The organism is Amycolatopsis solani, from assembly GCF_033441515.1.
GTDB classification, from domain to species: Bacteria; Actinomycetota; Actinomycetes; order Mycobacteriales; family Pseudonocardiaceae; genus Amycolatopsis; species Amycolatopsis solani.
Genome location: NZ_JAWQJT010000002.1, coordinates 313566 through 333803 on the forward strand (window position 1 = coordinate 313566; position 20238 = coordinate 333803).

Consider the following 20238-nt stretch of genomic DNA (forward strand, 5'->3'; position numbering starts at 1 on the left):
GTCCCCATGACTTCGTCCAGACAGGACCGCATCGCGGCACTGCCCGCCCACCTGCGGGAACAGTTGCGCGCGCGGATGGCGGGGACGGCCGGTCCGGCTTCGGGGATCCCGGCCGCCGACCGTTCCCGTCCGCTGCCGCTGTCGTCCGCGCAGCGCCGGTTGTGGTTCCTCAGCCGGTTGCGGCCCGACGACCCCGAATACAACAGCGCCTTCGCGTTGCGCCTGACCGGCGTGCTCGACGTCGACGCGCTCGCGGCCGCGCTGAGCGCGCTGGTCGCCCGGCACGAACCGCTGCGGACGACGTTCGCCGAGGTCGACGGCGAGCCCGTGCAGCGGATCGAACCGCCGTACGAGGTCGCGCTGCCCGTCGTCGACGTCGGGGCCGCCGATCTGGACGCGGTCCTGCGGGCCGAGTACGCGAAGCCGTTCGACCTCGCGCGCGGGCCGGTGCTGCGCGCGCTGCTGGCCCGGCTCGGGCCGGCCGAGCACGTGCTGCTGGTGAGCGTCCACCACATCGCCACCGACGGCGCCTCGATGGGCGTGCTCACCGACGACCTGAGCGCGCTCTACCGCGGCGCGGACCTGCCCGCGCAGGCCCTGCAGTACGCCGACTTCGCGGCCTGGCAGCACGATCGCCCCACCCGGCCGGCGGGGCTCGCGCACTGGAAGCGGCAGCTCGCCGGGATCACCCCGCTGGACCTGCCCACCGACCACCCGCGGCCGGCGACCAAGGGGACCGCCGGCGCGGTCGCCGAGTTCGCCGTGCCCGACGCCGTTTCCGCGCGGCTCGCGGAGCTGGCGCGGACGTCGGAGACCACGCTGTTCACCGTGCTGCTGGCCGCGTGCCAGGCGCTGTTCGCGCGCTACTCGGGGCAGGAGGACATCGCGCTCGGGACGGTCGTGCAGGGGCGGGACCGGCCGGAACTGCAGCGGGTCGTCGGGTTCTTCGTCAACACCGTCGTGCTGCGGTCCACTGTGGACGCCGAACGGTCCTTCGCCGAGCACCTGGCGGCGGCCAAGCAGACCGTGCTGGACGCGTTCGCCCACGACGACGTGCCCTTCGACGAGCTGGTCGACGCCGGCCGCGATCCGGGGCGCAACCCGCTGTTCGACGTGATGGTGCTGCTGCACACCGCGACCGGCGGCGGGCTGTCGCTGCCCGGGCTGGCGGTCGAGCCGATGGGGGTCGGGCGTGACTCGGCGAACTTCGACCTCACGGTGGAGTTCGAAGAGTCCGGCGGGCGGCTGGCCGGGCTGGTCGAGTACCGCACGGAGCTGTTCGACGCCCCCACGATCGACCGGCTGAGCACGCACCTGGTGCGCCTGCTGACGGCGATCGCGGCGGAGCCGGCGCGGCCGATCGCCGAGTTGCCGCTGACGTCCGAAGCGGAGGAGCGGCGGCTGCTGGAGTGGGGGAGCACCGCCGGTGACGTCCCCGGCGGCACCGTCGTCGCCCTCCTCGACCACCAGGCCCGCACCCGGCCCGAAGCCACCGCGCTCGTCTGCGGCACCACCCGGCTCACCTTCGCCGAACTCGCCGCCCGCACCGACGCGCTGGCCGCGGACCTCGCCGCCCGCGGTGCCGGCCCGGACCGGGTCGTCGCTGTGCTCCTGCCGCGGTCCGCCGACGCCGTCATCGCGCTGTTCGCCGTGCTCAAGGCCGGTGCCGTGCACCTGTCGATCGACCCCGGCCTGCCGCCCGAGCGGGTCCAGGTGCTGCTGGCCGACACCGACCCGGTCGTCGTCGTGCTGGACGACGCCGGGGCCACCGGCGGCCCTCGGCCGGAGGGGCCGCACCCGGCCGACGCCGCCTACGTCATCCACACCTCCGGCTCGAGCGGGACCCCCAAGGGCGTCGTCGTCGAACACGCGGCGCTGATGAACCTGCTCGCCGACCACCGCACCGTCTTCGGCCGCGAACCCCTGCGCGTGGCCCTCACCGCGACGCTGTCCTTCGACACCTCGTGGGAAGGCCCGCTCCTGCTCGCCGACGGGCACGAGCTGCACCTGATCGACGACGAGACCCGCCTCGACCCGGCCGCGCTGACCCGGTACGTGCGGGACGAGCACGTCGACTTCCTCGACGTCACGCCCTCCTACCTGCGGCAGCTGCTGCCCGCCGGCCTGCTGACCGGCGAGCACCGGCCGCGGTTCCTCATGGTCGGGGGCGAAGCCCTGCCCGAGGACCTCTGGCGCGAACTCGCCACCGCGGACACCGAGGCGCACAACTACTACGGTCCCACCGAGTCCACTGTGGACGCGACCAGGACCCCGATCACCGGTGCGCGGCCGGTGATCGGGCGGCCGCTCGGGAACGTCCGCGCGTACGTCCTCGACGACCACCTGCGGCTCGTCCCGCCCGGCGTCCCCGGCGAACTCTGCCTCGCCGGCGCCCAGCTCGCCCGCGGCTACCTCGGCCGCCCCGGCCTGACCGCGGACCGGTTCACCGCCGACCCCTTCGGCGCACCCGGCACCCGGCTCTACCGCACCGGCGACCGCGTCCGCTGGACCGCCGACGGGCAGCTCGAGCACCTCGGCCGCCTCGACGACCAGGTCAAGGTCCGCGGCTTCCGCATCGAACCCGGCGAGGTCGAGGCGGCTCTCCGCGCCCAGCCCGGCGTCACCGACGCCGCTGTGGACGCGCGCGGCGGCCGGCTCGTGGCCTACGTCGTCGGCGACCCCGGCGGCCTGCGTGCCGCCCTCGGCCGGACGCTCCCGGCCCACCTCGTGCCGTCCGCCTTCGTCGCGCTCGACCGGCTCCCGCTGACCCGCCACGGCAAGCTCGACCGCCGCGCGCTGCCCGACCCCGAACTGGCCGCCGCCACGGAGTACGTGGCGCCGCGCACCGAACGCGAGCAGCTGGTCGCCGACGTCTGGGCGGAAGTCCTCGGCGTCGAGCGCGTCGGTGTCGACGACGACTTCTTCGACCTCGGCGGCGACTCCCTGCGCGGCATCCGCGTGGTCGCCCGGCTGCGGGACGCGCTCGGCACCGACGTCCCGGCCCGGCTCGTCTTCACCGCGCCGACCCCGGCCCGGCTGGCCGCCGAACTCCCCGACGCGGCGATCCCCGCGGAACGGATCCCGCTCCTGCCGCGCGACGGCGGCCGCCTCGAAGCGCCGCTTTCCTTCGCCCAGCAACGGCTCTGGTTCCTCGACGAGTTCGAACCGGGCAGCACCGAGTACGTCTCGCCGACCGTGCTGCGCCTGCGCGGCGAGCTCGACACCGCCGCGCTCGACCGGGCCTTCACCGCGCTCGTCGCCCGCCACGAGTCCCTGCGCACGACGTTCACCACGGTCGACGGCCACGGCGTCCAGGTCGTCCACCCGCCGCACGCCGTCCGGGTGCCGATCACCGACGGCGACCTCGGCTCGGCGCTGGCCGGCGCGGGCGGACCGGTGGACCTGCACACCGGCCCGCTGCTGCGGGTCGCGCTCACCCGGCTCGCGCCGGACGACCACGTGCTCACCATGGTGCTGCACCACATCGTCACCGACGGCTGGTCGGCCGGTGTGCTGCTGCGCGAGCTGGCCGCGCTCTACCGCGAAGAGGAACTGCCGCCGTTGCCGGTGCAGTACGCCGACTACGCGGTCTGGCAGCGCCGTCGCCTCGAAGGAGCCGAGCTCGAGGAGCAGCTCAGCTACTGGCGCCACCGCCTCGACGGCGTCCCGGTGCTGGACCTGCCGGCCGACCGGCCGCGCCCGGCGGTCCGCACGAAGAACGGCGCCCTGCACGAGTTCAGCATCCCGGCCGGGACGACCGCGCGCCTGCAGGAGCTGTCCCGGCGGCACGGCGGCACCCTCTTCATGACCCTGCTCGCCGCCTGCCAGCTGCTGTTCGCCCGCTGGTCCGGGCAGCGCGACATCGCGGTCGGCACCGTCGTGTCCGGCCGCGAGCGCACCGAACTCGAAGGCCTGGTCGGGTTCTTCGTCAACACCCTCGTCCTGCGGTCCACAGTGGACCTGCGGCAGGGCTTCGGCGAGTTCCTGGCCGGCGTCCGCGACACCGTGCTCGACGCGTTCGCCCACCAGGACGTCCCCTTCGACCGCGTCGTCGACGACCTGCAACCCGACCGCGACACCAGCCGCACCCCGCTGTGCCAGGCGATGGTCGTGCTGCACAACACCCCGGACGCCCGGTCCGCGATGCCCGGGCTCGACATCGAAGAACTGGCGCCGCCGGTCGTCACCGCGGGCTTCGACCTGATGGTCCACTTCCAGGAGACGGCCGGGCGGCTCGACGGCGTCGTCAACTACAACACCGACCTGTTCGGCGCGGCCACGATCGAGCGGCTGACCGGCTGGCTGGGCACGCTCCTCGACGGCATCGCCGCGGCCCCGGACCACCCGCTGGCCCGGCTGCCCTGGACCACCGCCGCCGACCGCGACCTCGTGCTGACGCAGTGGAACCCCACCGCGGTCGCTCCGGCGGAACCGACGCTGCCCGAGCTGTTCGCCGCGCAGGCCGCCCGCACGCCGGACGCCGTCGCGGTGACCAGCGGGACCACCGAGCTGACCTACCGCGAGCTGGACGAGCGCGCCAACCGCCTGGCCCACCGGCTCATCGCCGAGGGTGCCGGGCCGGAGCGGCTGGTCGCGCTGCGGCTGCCGCGCTCGGCCGACCTCGTGGTGGCGGTGCTCGCCGTGCTCAAGGCGGGCGCGGGGTACCTGCCGATCGACCCCGCCTACCCGGCGGCGCGGATCGAGGCGATGCTGGCCGACGCGAACCCGGTGTGCGTCGTCGACGACGTGACCGCCGACGGGCGGCCGGACACCGATCCGGGCGTGCGCGTCGACCCCGCGAACACCGCGTACGTCATCTACACCTCGGGCTCGACCGGCGTGCCCAAGGGCGTACTCATCCCGCACGCCAACGTCACGCGGCTGTTCTCCTCGACCGCGCACTGGTTCGGGTTCGGCGAGCGGGACGTGTGGACGCTGTTCCACTCCTACGCCTTCGACTTCTCGGTGTGGGAGCTGTGGGGCGCGTTGCTGCACGGCGGCCGGCTCGTCGTCGTGCCCGCCGACACCGTCCGCTCGCCGGAGGACTTCCTCGCGCTGCTGGCCGAGGAGCGGGTGACCGTGCTCAACCAGACGCCGTCGGCGTTCTACCGGCTGGGCACGCTGCCGTCCGCGCCGCTCAGCCTGCGGTACGTGATCTTCGGCGGCGAAGCGCTGGACGCGTCCCGGCTCGCCGAGTGGCGACGGCGGCACCCCGGCGGGCCGCGGCTGGTGAACATGTACGGCATCACCGAAACCACCGTGCACGTCACCCACCGGGAGCTCGGCGAGGACGGCCCGGCCACCGCCGGCGTGCCGATCCCCGACTTGCGCGCCTACGTCCTCGACGCCGGGCTCGCGCCGGTCCCGCCCGGCGTCACCGGCGAGCTGTACGTCGCCGGGGCCGGCCTGGCCCGCGGGTACCTGAACCGGGCGGGCCTGACCGCGTCCCGGTTCGTCGCCGACCCGTTCGGCGCGCCGGGCACGCGGATGTACCGCACCGGCGACCTGCTGCGCTGGACCGCCGGCGGCGAGCTGGACTACCGCGGCCGCGCCGACCAGCAGGTGAAGATCCGCGGCTTCCGCATCGAGCTAGGCGAAGTCGAGGCCGCACTGAGCGCGCACCCCGACGTCACCGGCGCCGCGGTGCTGGCCCACGGCACCGGCGACGCGCGCCGGCTCGTCGCCTACCTCACCGGCGCCGTCCCCGGCACGACGGCGCTGCGGGAATTCCTCGCGCGCTCGCTGCCGTCGCACATGGTCCCCGCGGTGTTCGTGCCGCTGGAAAAGCTGCCGCTCAACGCCAACGGCAAGCTCGACCAGCGCGCGCTGCCCGAACCCGGCGCCCGCACCGAAACCCGGTACGTGGCCCCGCGCACGGACGTCGAGACCACGCTCGCCGGGGTGTGGTCGGCGGTGCTCGGCGTCGAGCGGGTCGGCGTCGAGGACAACTTCTTCGGCCTCGGCGGCGATTCGATCCTCAGCATCCAGGTCGTCGCCCGGGCGCGGCAGGCCGGCCTGACGGTGTCGTCGAAGGACCTGTTCCGGCACCAGACCATCGCCGAACTCGCCCGCGTCGTCACGGCCGGTGCCCCGGTGGTGCCCGCCGCGGCGGATCCCGGCGGGCCCGCGCCGCTCGGCCCGATCCAGTCGTGGCTGGTCGAGCACCTGCCCGAACCGTGGCGGCTCACCATGTCCGTGCACGTCGTGCTGTCCTCTGTGGACGTGCCCGCGCTGGCCTCCGCGTTGCGCCGAGTCGCCGAGCGCCACGACGCCCTGCGGATGCGGTTCTCCCGCACCGACGGCGGCTGGACCCAGGAGCCGGCCGAAACCGAGGACGCCGAGCTGCTGCGCCAGGTCGACCTGTCCGAAGTGGACGACGTGCCCGCCGCCCTGCACGCCGAAGCGCTGCGCGCGCAGACGTCGCTCGACATCGTCGCCGGACCGGTGTGGCGCGCCGTGCTGTTCACCTTCGCCGACCGGCCGCCGCAGCTGTTCCTGACCGCGCACCACCTGGTCATGGACGGCGTGTCGTGGCGCATCCTGCTCGCCGACCTGGACCGCGCCTACCACGGCGAAGCGCTGGAGCCGGTCGGCACGTCGTTCACGCACTGGGCCCGCACCCTGGCCGGACACGCGCAAGCGGGACGCCTCGACCACCAGGCCGGGTACTGGGAAACCGCCCTGCGCGAGGCGAGGGCGGAGCTCCCGGTCGACCGCTCCGGCCGCGCCACCGCCCGATCGGGGCGCGCGGTCTCGATGTCACTCGGCCGGACCGAGACCGCGGCGCTCCTGCAGGACGTGCCCCCGGCGTACCGGACCGAGGTCAACGACGTCCTGCTGAGCGCGCTCGGCCGCGTCCTCGCCCGCTGGACCGGGGAGCAGGCGGTGCTGCTCGCCATGGAAGGCCACGGCCGCGAGGAGATCGCCGCGCCGCACGACCTGTCCCGCACGATCGGCTGGTTCACCGCCCAGTACCCCCTGGCCCTCACCGTGCCCGGTGGCGACTGGGGCGAAGTCCTCAAGAGCGTCAAAGAACAGCTGCGCGCGGTCCCCGACAAGGGCGCCGGCTACGAAGCCCTGCGCTACCTGAGCGACGCCGGGTTCCGCGACCACCCCGCGCCGCGGATCTCGTTCAACTACCACGGCCGCTGGGACGTCGGCACCGGCGACGACGGCTGGTACCGCGGCCGGGGCGAAAGCCTCGGGCACGACACCGACCCGGACGCCACCCGGCCGTACCTGCTCGACGTCATCGGCGTCGTCGAGGGCGGCGAGCTGCACCTCACCTGGGAGTACTCGGCCGACGTCCACGACGAAAGCACGGTCCGCGCCCTCGCCGAGGAGACCCTGGACGCCCTGCGCGGCATCATCGGCCACTGCGCCGTCGCCGGCGGGCGCACGCCGTCGGACTTCCCGCTGGCGCGCCTCGACCAAGCCGCCGTCGATCGACTGGCCGGCGACGGCCGCGACGTCGAGGACATCTACCCGCTCACCCCGCTGCAGGCGGGCATGCTGTTCCACAGCCTGGTCGACCACGGCTCGAACGCCTACTTCGACCAGTTCCGGCTCCGGCTCGCCGGGGCCGGCGACCCGGCGGCGCTCGCCGAGGCGTGGCAGCGCGTCGTCGACCGCACGCCGATCCTGCGCACCAGCACCGTGTGGGACGGCGTCGAGGAGCCGCTCCAGCTGGTCCACCGCGACGTCCGCGTCCCGGTCACGCACCACGACTGGCGCGGCCGCACGCCGGCCGAGCAGCAGGCGGCCCTGACGGACCTGCTCGCCGCGGACCTCGCCGCGGGCATGGACCTGACCACGCCGCCGCTGATGCGCCTGGCCATCGCGCGGCTCACCGACGACGAGGTCCAGCTGCTGTGGACCTCCCACCACGTCCTGCTCGACGGCTGGAGCACGGCGCAGGTCTTCGGTGAGGTCGTCGAGCAGTACACGGCGATCGCCGGCGGCCGGGCCGCACGGCTGGTGCCCCGCCGTCCCTTCCGCGACTACCTGGCCTGGCTCGCCGAGCAGGACGCCGGCGAGGCCGAAAACCACTGGCGCGAGGCGCTTTCCGGGTTCACCACGCCGACGCCGCTGCCGTACGACCGGCGGCCGCGGGAAGCGCACCGCGCCGAGTCCGCGGACGCGGTGCTCGTCGAGCTCACGCCCGAGGAGTCGGCCGGCGTGCACGCCGCGGCGAAGGCCGCCGCGCTGACGGTGAACACCGTCGTGCAGGGCGCGTGGGCGGTCCTGCTGTCGCGTTACGCGGGGGAATCCGACGTGCTGTTCGGCACCACGGTGTCCGGCCGCCCGGAGAGCCTGCCGGGTGTCGAGGCGATGATCGGCATGTTCATCAACACCGTGCCCACCCGCGTCGAAGTCCGGAGTGGACAGCCGGTGGCGGAGTGGCTTCGTGAGTTGCAGGCGGCGCAGGCCGAGGCTCGCCGCCACGACTTCCTGGCCCTGTCCCAGGTCCAGGCGTTCGCCGGCGTCCCGTCGGGCACCGCGTTGTTCGACAGCGTCGTGGTGTTCGAGAACTACCCGATCGAGGACAGCGGGCAGGACGGCGTGCGCGTGGTCGACGTCGACTCCCTCGACACCACGAGCTTCGCGCTGAACCTGACCGCGTACCTGCACGACCGGCTGGGCCTGGAACTGTCCTACGACCCCCGGTTGTTCGACGCCGCCACGGCGGAGCGCTTGGCCGGGCAGCTCGCCGGGCTCGTCCGCGCGTTCGCCGCCGACCCGGAAAGCCGCCTCGGCTCGCTGTCTTCGCTGACCCCCGGCGAGCGGAACGACTTGCTCACGTGGGGGAGTGGCGAGCCGCGCGAGATCCCCGAGGGCACGGTCCTGGACGTGTTCGAGGCGACCGCCGCCCGCATCCCGCACGAGACCGCTCTCGTCTTCCGCGACACGGTCCTCGACTTCGCCGAGGTCGACGCGCGGGCCACCCGCCTGGCGCGGGAGCTCGTCGCCCAGGGCGCCGGGCCGGAGCGGGTGGTCGCGGTGGCGCTGCCGCGCTCGGCCGAGGCCGTCATCGCCGTCCTGGCCATCTTCAAGGCGGGCGCGGTGTACCTGCCGATCGACCCGGACCTGCCCGAGGAACGCGTGCGGTTCCTGCTCGACGACGCCCGCCCGGTGCTCGTCCTCGGCCGTCCCACCGACCCGGTGCCGCCCGCGGAGCCGGGCCGGGCGAGCGCGGACACCGCCGCCTACGTGATCTACACGTCCGGCTCGACCGGCACGCCCAAGGGGGTCGTGGTCGAACACCGCGGCCTGATGAACCTCCTGGCGGCCCACCGCGGGGTCTTCTTCGGCGACGCGCGGCAGCGGTTCGCGCTCACCGCGTCCTTGTCCTTCGACACCTCGTGGGAAGGGCTGCTGGCGCTGGCCGACGGCCACGAGCTGCACGTGCTCGACGACGACACCCGGCTCGACCCGGCCGCCGCCGTCCGCTACCTGCGCGAGCACCGGATCGACCTGCTCGACCTCACCCCGGCGTACCTGCGCCAGCTCGTCGACGCCGGGTTGCTGACCGGCGAGCACCGGCCCGGCACGGTGATGGTCGGCGGCGAGGCGACCGGCGAAGCGCTCTGGCGGGAGCTGGCCGCGTCCGGGATCACCTGCCTCAACTACTACGGCCCCACCGAGGTGACGGTGGACGCCGTGCACGCGCCGGTGACCGGGGACCGCCCGCTGATCGGGCGGCCGCTGCCCAACCTGGGCGCGTACGTGCTCGACGACGGCGGCGAGCCGGTGCCCGCTGGAGTGCCCGGGGAGCTGTTCCTCGCCGGGCCCCAGCTCGCCCGCGGCTACCTCGGCCGCCCGGGGCTGACCGCGGACCGGTTCGTGGCCGATCCCTTCGGGCCGCCCGGGAGCCGGATGTACCGCACGGGCGACCGCGTCCGCTGGACCGGCGACGGCCGGCTCGACTACCTCGGCCGCGTCGACGACCAGGTCAAGATCCGCGGCTTCCGCGTCGAGCCCGGCGAGGTCGAGGCGGTCCTGCGCCGGCACCCGGCGGTCGCCGACACCACCGTGGCCGCCCGCGACGGCCGGCTCGTCGCCTACGTCGTCGGCGAGACCGCCGGGCTGCGCGACTGGCTGCGGGACCGGCTGCCGGCCCACCTCGTGCCGACCGCGTACGTCTCCCTCGACGCGGTGCCGCTGACCCGGCACGGCAAGGTCGACCGCCGCGCGCTGCCCGCGCCCGGGCGGGACACCGCCGCCGGGTTCGTGGCCCCGCGGACGGACACCGAACGGCGGCTGGCCGAGATCTGGGCCGGCGTGCTCGGCGTCGAGCGGGTGGGCGTCACCGACAGCTTCTTCGAGCTGGGCGGCGATTCCCTCCTCAGCATGCGGATCACCTCGCGGGTGCGGGCCGAACTCGGCGCCGAGGTCTCGCCGCGCGTGCTGTTCACCGCGCCGACCCTCGGCGCGTTCGCCGCCGCGCTGCCGGCCGGGCGGTCCACTGTGGACCCGATCCCGGTCGTCGCCCGCGACGGCGCCCTGCCGCTTTCCTTCGCCCAGCAGCGGTTGTGGTTCCTCGACGAGTTCGAACCCGGCGGCACCGAGTACCTGTCGCCCACGGCGCTGCTGCTGCGCGGCGACCTCGACGTCGAGGCGCTGCGGCGGGCGCTGGACACGCTGGTCGCGCGGCACGAGTCGCTGCGCACGACGTTCGAAGCGGTCGACGGCCGCGGTGCCCAGTTCGTGCGGGAGCCGTACGCGGTCGAGCTGCCCGTCGAGGACTTCACGGAAGAAGCGCTCGCGCGGGAGGCCCTGCGGCCGTTCGACCTGCGCACCGGCCCGCTGCTGCGGGCGCGGCTGTTCCGGCGGGGACCAGGCGAGCACGTGCTCCTGCTGGCGCTGCACCACATCGTCACCGACGGCTGGTCGGCCGGGGTGCTGGCCACCGAGCTGGACCTCGGTTACGCGGCCCACGTCCGGGGCGAGGAGCCGGACCTGCCGCCGTTGCCGGTGCAGTACGCGGACTTCGCGAGTTGGCAGCGCGACCGGCCCGAGCCGGCCGAGGAGCTGGACTTCTGGCGCGACCGGCTGGCCGGGCTCGCCCCGCTGGAGCTGCCCACCGACCGGCCGCGCCCGGCCGTGCGCGCAGGCGAAGGGGAGTGGCTCGGCTTCGACGTCCCGGCCGGCGTCACCGCGAACCTGCGGGCGCTGGCGGGGGCCCAGGGCAGCACGCTCTTCATGACGCTGGTGGCCGCCTGCCAGGTGCTGCTGGCCCAGTGGGCCGGGCAGGACGACGTCGCCGTGGGCACGGTCACGGCCGGGCGGGACCGCGCCGAACTGGAGCGGCTCGTCGGCTTCTTCGTCGGCACGCTGACCCTGCGCTCCACAGTGGACACCCAGCGGTCGTTCCGCGAGTTCCTGGCCGGGGTTCGGGAAACCGTGCTGGACGCGTTCGCGCACCAGGACGTGCCGTTCGAGCGGGTGGTGGACGCGGTGCAGCCGATCCGCGACCCGAGCCGGACGCCGCTGTTCCAGGCCATGGTCGTGCTCCAGAACACCGGCGACCGCCCTGGCGGCGGCACGCTCGTCGCCGGTGAGGTCGCGCTGCCTTCGGTGTCGGCGCCGTTCGACCTGCTCGTGCAGTTCGAGGACGACGGCGGCGCGCTGTCCGGCGCGATCAACTACAACACCGGCCTGTTCGAGGCGGCGACCATCGAGCGGCTGGTGACCCGCTTGCGGGCGCTGCTGAGCGCGCTCGTGGCCGACCCGGACGTGCCGATGGCCGCGCTGCCGCCGTTGCCCGCCGGCGAAGCGGACCGGTTGCGGGCCTGGAACGACACCGCGCGGCCGGTCCGGCCGGTGTCGCTCGCGGAACTGGTCGAGGCGCAGGCGGAGCGCACACCCGACGCGGCCGCGCTGGTGTCCGAGGAGGACGCGCTGACCTTCGCGGAGCTGAACGCGCGGGCGAACCGGCTGGCCCGGCTGCTCGCCGGGCGCGGCGCGGGACGGGAGCGGGTGGTCGCGGTGCGGCTGCCGCGGTCGGTCGCGCTGGTCGTCACCGAACTCGCCGTCGCCAAGACCGGCGCCGCGTTCCTGCCGGTCGACCCCGGGTACCCCGCCGAGCGCATCCGCTTCATGCTCGAGGACGCCGCTCCGGTGTTCGTGGTCGACGCCGAGCTCGACGCGACGGCGTACCCGGACACGGATCTCGGCCTGCCGATCGACCCGGACACCCCGGCGTACGTGATCTACACGTCGGGTTCGACCGGGCGGCCCAAGGGCGTCGTCGTCACCCACCGCGGGCTGGCGTCGTTCTCCGCGGCCGAGATCGAGCACTGCCGCGTGCGCACCGGGGACCGGGTGCTCGCGTTCAGCTCGCCGAGCTTCGACGCGTCGATCCTCGAGCTGTGCCTTTCGCTGCCCGCCGGGGCGGCGCTGGTCGTGCCGCCCGAAGGACCGCTGCTCGGCGACCAGCTCGCGGATGTCCTGCGGCGGCACGGGATCACGCACGCGCTGATCCCGCCGGTCGCGCTGGCGACCGTGCCCGACGTCGCCCTGCCGGACTTCCGCACGCTGCTGGTCGGCGGCGACGCGTGCCCGGCCGAGCTGGTGGCGCGGTGGGCACCCGGCCGCCGGATGATCAACGCCTACGGCCCGACCGAGGCCACCGTCGTCACCTCGTGGAGCGCGCCGCTCGAACCGGGCGGCACCCCGCCGATCGGCGGCCCGATCCCGAACACCGCGGTGTACGTGCTGGACGCCGCGCTGCGGCCGGTGCCGATCGGGACGCCCGGCGAGCTGTACGTCAGCGGCCCGGGCCTCGCCCGCGGCTACCTGGACCGGCCGGGACTGACCGCGGACCGGTTCCTCGCGAACCCGTTCGGTGCGCCGGGCACCCGGATGTACCGGACCGGCGACGTCGTGCGCTGGACGCCGGCGGGCGAGCTGTGCTTCGCCGGGCGCGTCGACGAGCAGGTCAAGATCCGCGGGTTCCGGGTGGAACTCGGCGAGATCGAGGCGGCGCTGCGGCGGCACCGGGACGTGCGGGAAGCCGTCGTGGTCGCCCGGGAGATCGAGGGGCACAAGCGGCTCGTCGCCTACGTCGTCGGGGAGACGGCCCAGCTGCGCGCCCACCTGGGCGACACGCTGCCGGACTACCTGGTGCCGTCGGCGTTCGTGCCACTGGCCGCGGTGCCGGTGACGGCGAACGGGAAGGTGGACCGGGCGGCGCTGCCGGAGCCGGACCTGACGGCGGTGCGGACCGCGGAGTTCGTGGCCCCGCGCACGGACGTCGAGACGGCGCTCGCCGGCGTGTGGTCGGCGGTGCTCGGCCTGCCCCGGGTCGGCGTGACGGACAACTTCTTCGAGCTCGGCGGTGACTCGATCCTCGCCATCCAGGTCGTGCACCGGACGCGTCAAGCGGGCTGGGCGATGCGGTCGAAGGACCTGTTCACCCACCAGACGGTCGCCGAGCTGGCCACCGTCGTGCACGCGGCCGAGGACGCCGTCGAGGACCGCGAGGCCGTCGTCGGCGACGTCCCGCTGACCCCGATCCAGCGGTGGTTCCTGGACTCGGAACCGGCGAACCCGGCGCACTTCAACCAGTCCGTGCTCGTCGAACTGGCCGGCCCGGTGGACGAAGAAGCCCTGCGGCAGGCGCTCGACGCGGTGATCGCGCACCACGACGCCCTGCGGCTGCGCTTCGAACGGACGCCGGAGGGGTGGACCCAGCACAACGCGCCGGTGGAGGCGGGCGCGGCGCTGCGGGTGGTGCCCGCGGCCGACCTGGAGCGGGCGGCCGACGACGCGCAGGCGAGCTTCGACCTCGCCCGCCCACCCCAGCTGCGCGCGCTGCTGTCCGACCGGCGGCTGTTCCTGGCCGCGCACCACCTGGTCGTGGACGCGGTGTCGTGGGGCATCCTGCTGGAGGACCTGGAGCGGGCGTACCGGCAGTTCGAGGCGGGGGAGAAGGCGGACCTCGGCCCGAAGACGACGTCCTTCCGCGACTGGGCGCACCGGCTGCGGGAGTTCACGGTTTCCGGTGGTCTCGACGATGAGCGGGCGCACTGGGCGCGTGATTTGCCCGGCTGCGCGGTCCCGCGCGACCGGACGCCGGCGCCACCGGGCGCGGATGTGGTGACGGTGGCGGTCGACGAGCGGGCGACGGATGCGTTGCTGCACCTGGCGCCGGGGGCGTACCGGACGCGGATCAACGACGTTCTGCTCGCGGCGCTGGCCCGGGCGCTCACCCGGTGGACCGGGGAGCCGGCCGTGTCGGTGGATCTGGAGGGGCACGGGCGCGAGGAGATCCTCGAGGGCGTGGACCTTTCGCGGACGGTCGGCTGGTTCACGACGTTGTTCCCGGTGGCGCTGACGGTCGACCCGGCCGCCGGGTGGCGTGACCTGGTGAAGGCGGTCCGGCGGCAGTTGCGGGCGGTGCCCGGCAACGGGTTCGGGTTCGGTGCGTTGCGGTGCTACCGCGATCCTTCGCTCGGGGCCCGGACTCCGGAGGTGGCGTTCAACTACCTCGGCCAGGGCGACCACGCCGCGTCCGGCGAGGGGCTGTACCTGCGGGCCCACCCGCCGATCGGGCGGGAGCAGGACCCGGCGAACCGGCCACCGCACGTGCTGGAGGTGGTCGGCGGGGTGCGGGACGGGCGGTTGGAGTTCTCGTGGTTCTTCCGGCCGGATCTGCATTCGACGGCCACGGTGACGGCGGTGGCTTCGGACTTCGCGGACGCGTTGCGCGCGATCGCGGCCGACTGCCGGGGGGAGCGGTGATGACCGGAGGCGACCACCTGCCGGGGGATGCCCCGGACGCGGCGGCTGACGGCAGCAATGGCGTTGCTGCGGCGGCTGGCGGCTTTGGCGCCGATCGTTCTGCGGCTGGCGGCGCCGGCCACGCCACGACAACCGACCCTGCACCCGACCGCGTCGCGGACAGTCCCCGCCGACCGCCGACCAAGCTCGGCGGTAACCGCGACTACCGGTTGCTCTGGACCGGCCAGGTCGTCTCCGAGGCCGGGTTCAGCACCACCATGATCGCGTTCCCGCTTCTCGTCCTCGCGCTCACCGGGTCGGCCGCGCAGTCCGGGCTCGTCGTCGGTGCCGTCGCCATCGCCCAGCTCGTCGCCGGGCTGCCTGCCGGGGCGCTGGTCGATCGCTGGCCGCGCAAGGGGGTCATGCTCGCTTGCGAGGCGGTGCAAGCGGTCGCGGCCGCCGGGCTGGTGCTGGCCCTGTGGTGGGGCACGGCCGGGGTCGGGCTGCTGGTCGTCGTGGCCGTGGTGATGGGGGTGTGCCGTGCGCTGTTCGAGCCCGCCGAAGAAGCGAGCCTGCCGCGGCTGGTTCGGGACGACCAGGTGCCGGCCGCCGTCGCGATGAACGCGGCTCGGACCAGTGCCGGGCAGTTGTCGGGGACCGCGCTCGGCGGGTTCCTGTTCGCGGTGGGGCGGCTGGTGCCGTTCGCGTTCGACGTGCTGGCGCACGTGTTCGCGTTCGTGTCGCTGGTGTTCGTCCGGCTGCCGGGCCGTCCCGAACGGTCCGCTCAGGCGCCCGCGCACCTCGGGCGGGAGATCCTCGAAGGGCTGCGGTGGGTGTGGCAGCAGCCGCGGCTGCGCGTCACGGTCTTCTGCGTGGTCAGCCTGAACCTGTTCTTTTCGGCGTACTACCTGGTGATCATCGTGCTGGCGAACGAGCGCGGCATCCCGTCCGGCGAAATCGGCGTGATGGCCGCGATGCTCGGCGCGGGCGGCATCCTCGGCTCGCTCGCGGCGCCGTACCTGCACCGCAAACTCAGCCCGTACCTGCTGATCGCCGGCGTGTTCTGGGCGCTGACCGCGCTGACCCCGCTCGCCGTCTTCGTCCACAGTGGATACCTGATGGGCGTGCTGTTCGCGGTGATCGCGTTCCTGCCGCCGGCGGCCAACACGACGATCAGCACCTACCAGCTCCTGTTCACCCCCGACCACCTGCGCGGCCGCCTCGGCGGCGTCCTGGGCGTGACGGGCGGCCTCGCGGCGGCCCTCGGCCCGGCCCTCGGCGGCTGGCTGGTGGAAGCCCTCCCCGGACCGGCGGCGGTCCTCGCCTGCGCGGCGGCCATCGCCCTGGTCACCCTCCTGACGACGTGCAGCGGCACCCTCCGCGGCTTCCCCGCGGCGACGCAGGCACGCGAGCTCGATCCCGCAACGGAAAGGAACACCTGATGGACGAGAACACCACCTTCCAGGTCCTGGTCAACGACGAGGAGCAGTACTCGCTGTGGCCGGCGGACAAGGAGGTACCGGCGGGCTGGCGCCCGGACGGCACGACGGGCACCCGCCAGGAGTGCATGGACCACGTGGACGAGGTGTGGACCGACATGCGCCCCCGCAGCCTCCGCGAGCGCATGGCCGCCCAGTAGGCCGCCGGACCGGGGCGGCCCTCGACGGAGGACCGCCCCGGTCAGCCGGGACCCGGGCTCGCCGAAGCAAGTGCGTCGCCTCGCGCGGGTCCGGTCCGAGCACCGCGCGGTCGGCGGCCTGGCTGCACCTGGGTCGCAACGCCGTCCGGGCCGTGCCGGTCGCTCAGCGGGCTCCGCTGGGCGACCGGTCGGCCAGCACCGCCCGCGCGGTGCGGCCACCCGAGGCGAGGGCGCCCTGCAGCGAACTCGTGTCCCGGTGGTCCCCGCACACGTAAATCCCGTCGCCCCACCGGATTTCGCGGCGGATCGGGTGCGGGGCCGGCATGGCCGGGAGCGCGTGCGGGATCTCGTACCGGCCGACCTGCGGCCAGCGGGTCGCGTCGGTGCGGTACATCCGGCCGAGCGCCGCCCGGACCTCGGGCTCCGCGACGGTGGTCAGCGCCGACGCGCTCACCAGGACGGCTCCCGGTGGCGCGTACGACGGGCACACCTCGGTCAGCACGGCCGTGTTCACCACCGGGCCGCCGCGGGCGTCGACCATGATCACGGGCTCGCGCAGCGGCCGCTCGGCCGGCGCGAAGTACCAGGTCGTCACGCCGTTCCACAGCGGCTCCGCGACGCCCTCGACGAGCCGTGACGCCGTCGTGCCGTCGGTCGCCACGACGACCGCGCGAGCGGTCCAGACGTCGCCGTCCGCGGTGCGCACCTCGCCCGGCCCGATCCGGTCGACCGGCGTACCGGTGCGCACGGCGGGCAGGGGGCCGGCCAGCTGCCGGGGGAGCGCGCCCATCCCTTCGGCGGGCAGCGAGGGCGCGGAGCGCAGGAAACTCCGCCACACCAGCTGGAAGAACCGGGCCGATGTGCTGAGCTCGGCTTCGAGGAAGACGCCGGACAGGAACGGGCGCAGGACGGTGGCCACCGCCCGGTCGGACAGCCCGGCCCGGCTCAGCTCGTCGGCGGTCGTCCCGTCGCCGCCCCGCACGATCGCGCGCGCCGGGCCGGCCGCGACGCGGGCGGAGAACGCGCCGAGCGCGGCCAGGTCCTTCGCCGAGAGGTACCGGCGGGCGGCGACGTCGCGCAGGGCCTTCGGGGCGTCGAACGGGTGGCCGAGCAGCGAGACCCGGTCGTCGTCGGCGACGCGGACCGCGCGCCAGAACCGGCCCAGCCGCAAGGCGTCGACGTCGACGAGCCGCCGGATCGCCGGGTAGGCGGGGTTGAGGATCTGGAAGCCGCGGTCGAGGCGGAAGCCGTCGACGACGTCGGTGCGCACGCGCCCGCCGACGTCGTCGGACGCCTCCAGCACCGTGCACTCGACGCCGGCCTCGTGCAGCCGCCGGGCGGCGGCGAGCCCGGCCAGCCCGGCACCGATGACGACGACGTCCGTTTCGTGGGTGGTCATCGTGTTCCCTTCCCGCTTCGTTCGGCTTCGCGGACGATCGCTCGCGCGAGCCGGCCGAACACCAGGTCGTGCGCCGGTTTCTGGAGTCTCCAGTAGACGTCCCCGAGCGGGCCGGCCGGCGCGAACCGGACGCGCTGCCGCAGGCGGGAGCCGGTTCCGTCGGGTTCGGCGTGCAGGCTCAGCTCGGCGTCGCCGGGCACGCGCATGTCCGTGCCGAGCACGAGCAGGCGCCGGGCGTCGTCGCGGTGCCGGACGGTCCAGGAGTCGAGGACGTCGCCCCGCCGCGGGTGCGGCGGACGGCCGCGGTAGCCGCCGACCCCGCCGAGCAGGTGGTCGAGCAGGCCGCGCAGGGCCCACGCGGGGCGCGGCGGGATCCCGTCGCCCAGCCCGGTGATCGCCCGCCAGACCAGGTCCGGGCCCGCGTCGCTGGCCCGGACCTGGTCGTCGACGTAGGCCCGGCCCGCGGGCGCCGCGGAGACGGGGACGCCGAGCGCCGCGCGCAACGCGTTGTCGAGGCTCACCGGTCCGCCGGGCGGGGGCGGCAGCACCGTCTCCGCGGGCGCGTCGGCGGGGAGCAGGTCGTGGTCGAGGGACCCGAACAGCGGCGCGGCCACCGCGGCCGGGACCGGCGAGGTCAAGCCCGCGACGAGCGCGGCGGCCCGGTGCGACCACAGCGGGGCGGGCACGGCGAGTGCGGCGGGCCGGCCCAGCACGCGCGCGCAGCGGCGGACGAGGTCGTGGTAGCTGATCTCTTCGGGCCCGCTGACGTCGTAGCGGCCGCGCAGGGGAGCGGATTCGACGGCGGCCGCGAGGTAGTGGCGGACGTCGGCGAGCGCGACCGGCCTGCTGCGCCGGGTGGTCCAGCCCGGCCGCGGCCGGACCGGCAGCCGGGCGGTGCGGGCGAGCAGCTCGAGCCCGGCCGACCCGCGGCCCAGGATCATCGACGCCTGGAAGGCGACGGCCGGTACCGGGCCGTCGAGCAGCACCTCGGCGACCTCGGATCGCGACGCCAGGTGCGCCGACGTCTCCCCGGCCGGTCGCGGGCCGCCGAGGTAGACGAGCTGCCGGACCCCCGCTTCGGCGGCGGCCGAGGCGACCCGCTCGGCGATGACGCGGTCGCGGCCGGCGAAACCCGGTTCACGCAGGGAGTGCACCAGGTGGAAGACCACGTCCGCGCCGGCGAAGACCTCGGCGAGCGAGCCGGGATCGGCGGCGTCGCCGCGGGTCACGGTGACCGCCGCGGGGAGGTCGTGCGGCGGGGACCGGGCGAGCACGTGCACGGGGTACCCCGCGGCGACGAGGTCGGCGGTCAGCGCGCGGCCGACGAACCCGGTCGCGCCGAGCACGGCGCAGCGACGGGTGCGCGCCATGCCTCTCCTTCCCAGAGCCGATGCAGGGCCGATGCAAATCTACGGTCGCTCCCGGCTGTTCGCCGAACGAGTGGCGCGCGTCCCGCGTGCTGCTGTCACCCCAATGAGGGAAAATGCAGCTAGACTGCGGTTCCGGCGGCCGTCAGCGCGCCGGATCTGCATCGAAGGTGAATCGCGAAGGGCGGTGACGGGATGGCCAAGGTCGATGTGCGCGCCCAGGTGCGCGACGCGCTGTTCGCGCGGGTGGCCGGCCCGGACGGCCCCCGCAACCGGGCACGCATCCACGACACGGCCGGCCCGCGCTGGTTCGCGCCGGACAGCGCGATCCAGCGGGTGCACGGCGACACGTCGATGTTCGTCGGCGGGCTGCGCGCGCTGCTGCTGCAATCCCTGCACCCGCTGGCGATGGCCGCCGTGGCCGGGCATTCCGGGTACCGCGGTGACCCGTGGGGGCGGCTCCAGCGCACGAGCACTTTCCTCGCCGTGACGACCTTCGGCACGGCGGACGACGCCGAGCGGGCGGTGGCGACGGTGCGGGGCGTCCACGCCCGCGTGCGCGGGACGGCGCCGGACGGGCGGGCCTACCGCGCCGACGACCCGCACCTGCTCACCTGGGTGCACATCGCCGAAGTCGACAGCTTCCTGCGTGCCCACCAGCGCTACGGCGCCCGCCCGCTCGACGAGGCGGGCTGCGACCGCTACGTCGCCGAAGCGGCGGTGGTCGCGCGCGAACTCGGCGTCCCGGATCCGCCGCGGACCCGGGCCGAGCTCGACGCCGCCCTGGCCGCGTACTGGCCGGAGCTGCGCGGCACCCGGGAAGCCCGCGAGGCGGCGCGGTTCCTGCTCCTCACGCCGCCGATCCCGTGGCCGGCCCGGGTGCCCTACGGGGTGCTGGCCGCCTCGGCGGTCGCGATGCTCCCGGCGTGGACGCGCCCGCAGCTGCGCCTGCCGTTCGTGCCCGTGGTGGAGGCGACCGCCGTGCGGCTCGCCGGGCGGGTACTGGTGAAAGCGGTGCGCTGGGTGATGACCGCGCCCGCCGGGTGAACGGTCCACTGTGGCCGGACGGGGTGTGGTTCAATCGCGATCATCGGGGACGCGGCTGGAGG

The 20238-nt window shown here is 74.9% G+C and carries 6 protein-coding genes; 4 read left to right on the plus strand and 2 right to left on the minus strand.

From position 1 onward, the window contains the following. Positions 1-6: 6 nt before the first annotated feature. The 3 genes from SD460_RS22300 (at position 7) to SD460_RS22310 (ending at position 16363) form a co-directional block, all read left to right on the plus strand. Positions 7-14745, plus strand: coding sequence for a non-ribosomal peptide synthetase (locus SD460_RS22300; protein ID WP_318306668.1), 14739 nt, complete (start codon positions 7-9; stop codon positions 14743-14745). Positions 14746-14954: 209 nt separating this feature from the next. Then, the gene (locus SD460_RS22305; protein WP_318306669.1) at positions 14955-16166 is read left to right on the plus strand and encodes an MFS transporter; all 1212 of its coding nucleotides are present in this window, start codon (positions 14955-14957) and stop codon (positions 16164-16166) included. After that, entirely contained in the window at positions 16166-16363 is a 198-nt protein-coding gene (locus tag SD460_RS22310) for an MbtH family protein (protein ID WP_318306670.1), read from the plus strand. The genes SD460_RS22305 and SD460_RS22310 overlap by 1 nt, the downstream gene beginning before the upstream one ends. A 163-nt stretch (positions 16364-16526) precedes the next feature. Here the strand turns inward: SD460_RS22310 and SD460_RS22315 are convergent, their stop codons facing one another. Further along, positions 16527-17762, minus strand: coding sequence for an NAD(P)/FAD-dependent oxidoreductase (locus SD460_RS22315; protein WP_318306671.1), 1236 nt, complete (start codon positions 17760-17762; stop codon positions 16527-16529). After that, on the minus strand, positions 17759-19132 hold the full coding sequence (locus SD460_RS22320) for a DUF2867 domain-containing protein (protein ID WP_318306672.1): 1374 nt from the start codon (positions 19130-19132) through the stop codon (positions 17759-17761). Before SD460_RS22320 ends, SD460_RS22315 begins: the two co-directional genes overlap by 4 nt. Before the next feature lie 192 nt (positions 19133-19324). On the opposite strand from SD460_RS22320, the gene SD460_RS22325 reads away from it, so the two are divergent. Then, positions 19325-20176, plus strand: coding sequence for an oxygenase MpaB family protein (locus SD460_RS22325; RefSeq protein WP_290062873.1), 852 nt, complete (start codon positions 19325-19327; stop codon positions 20174-20176). Positions 20177-20238: the final 62 nt, after the last annotated feature.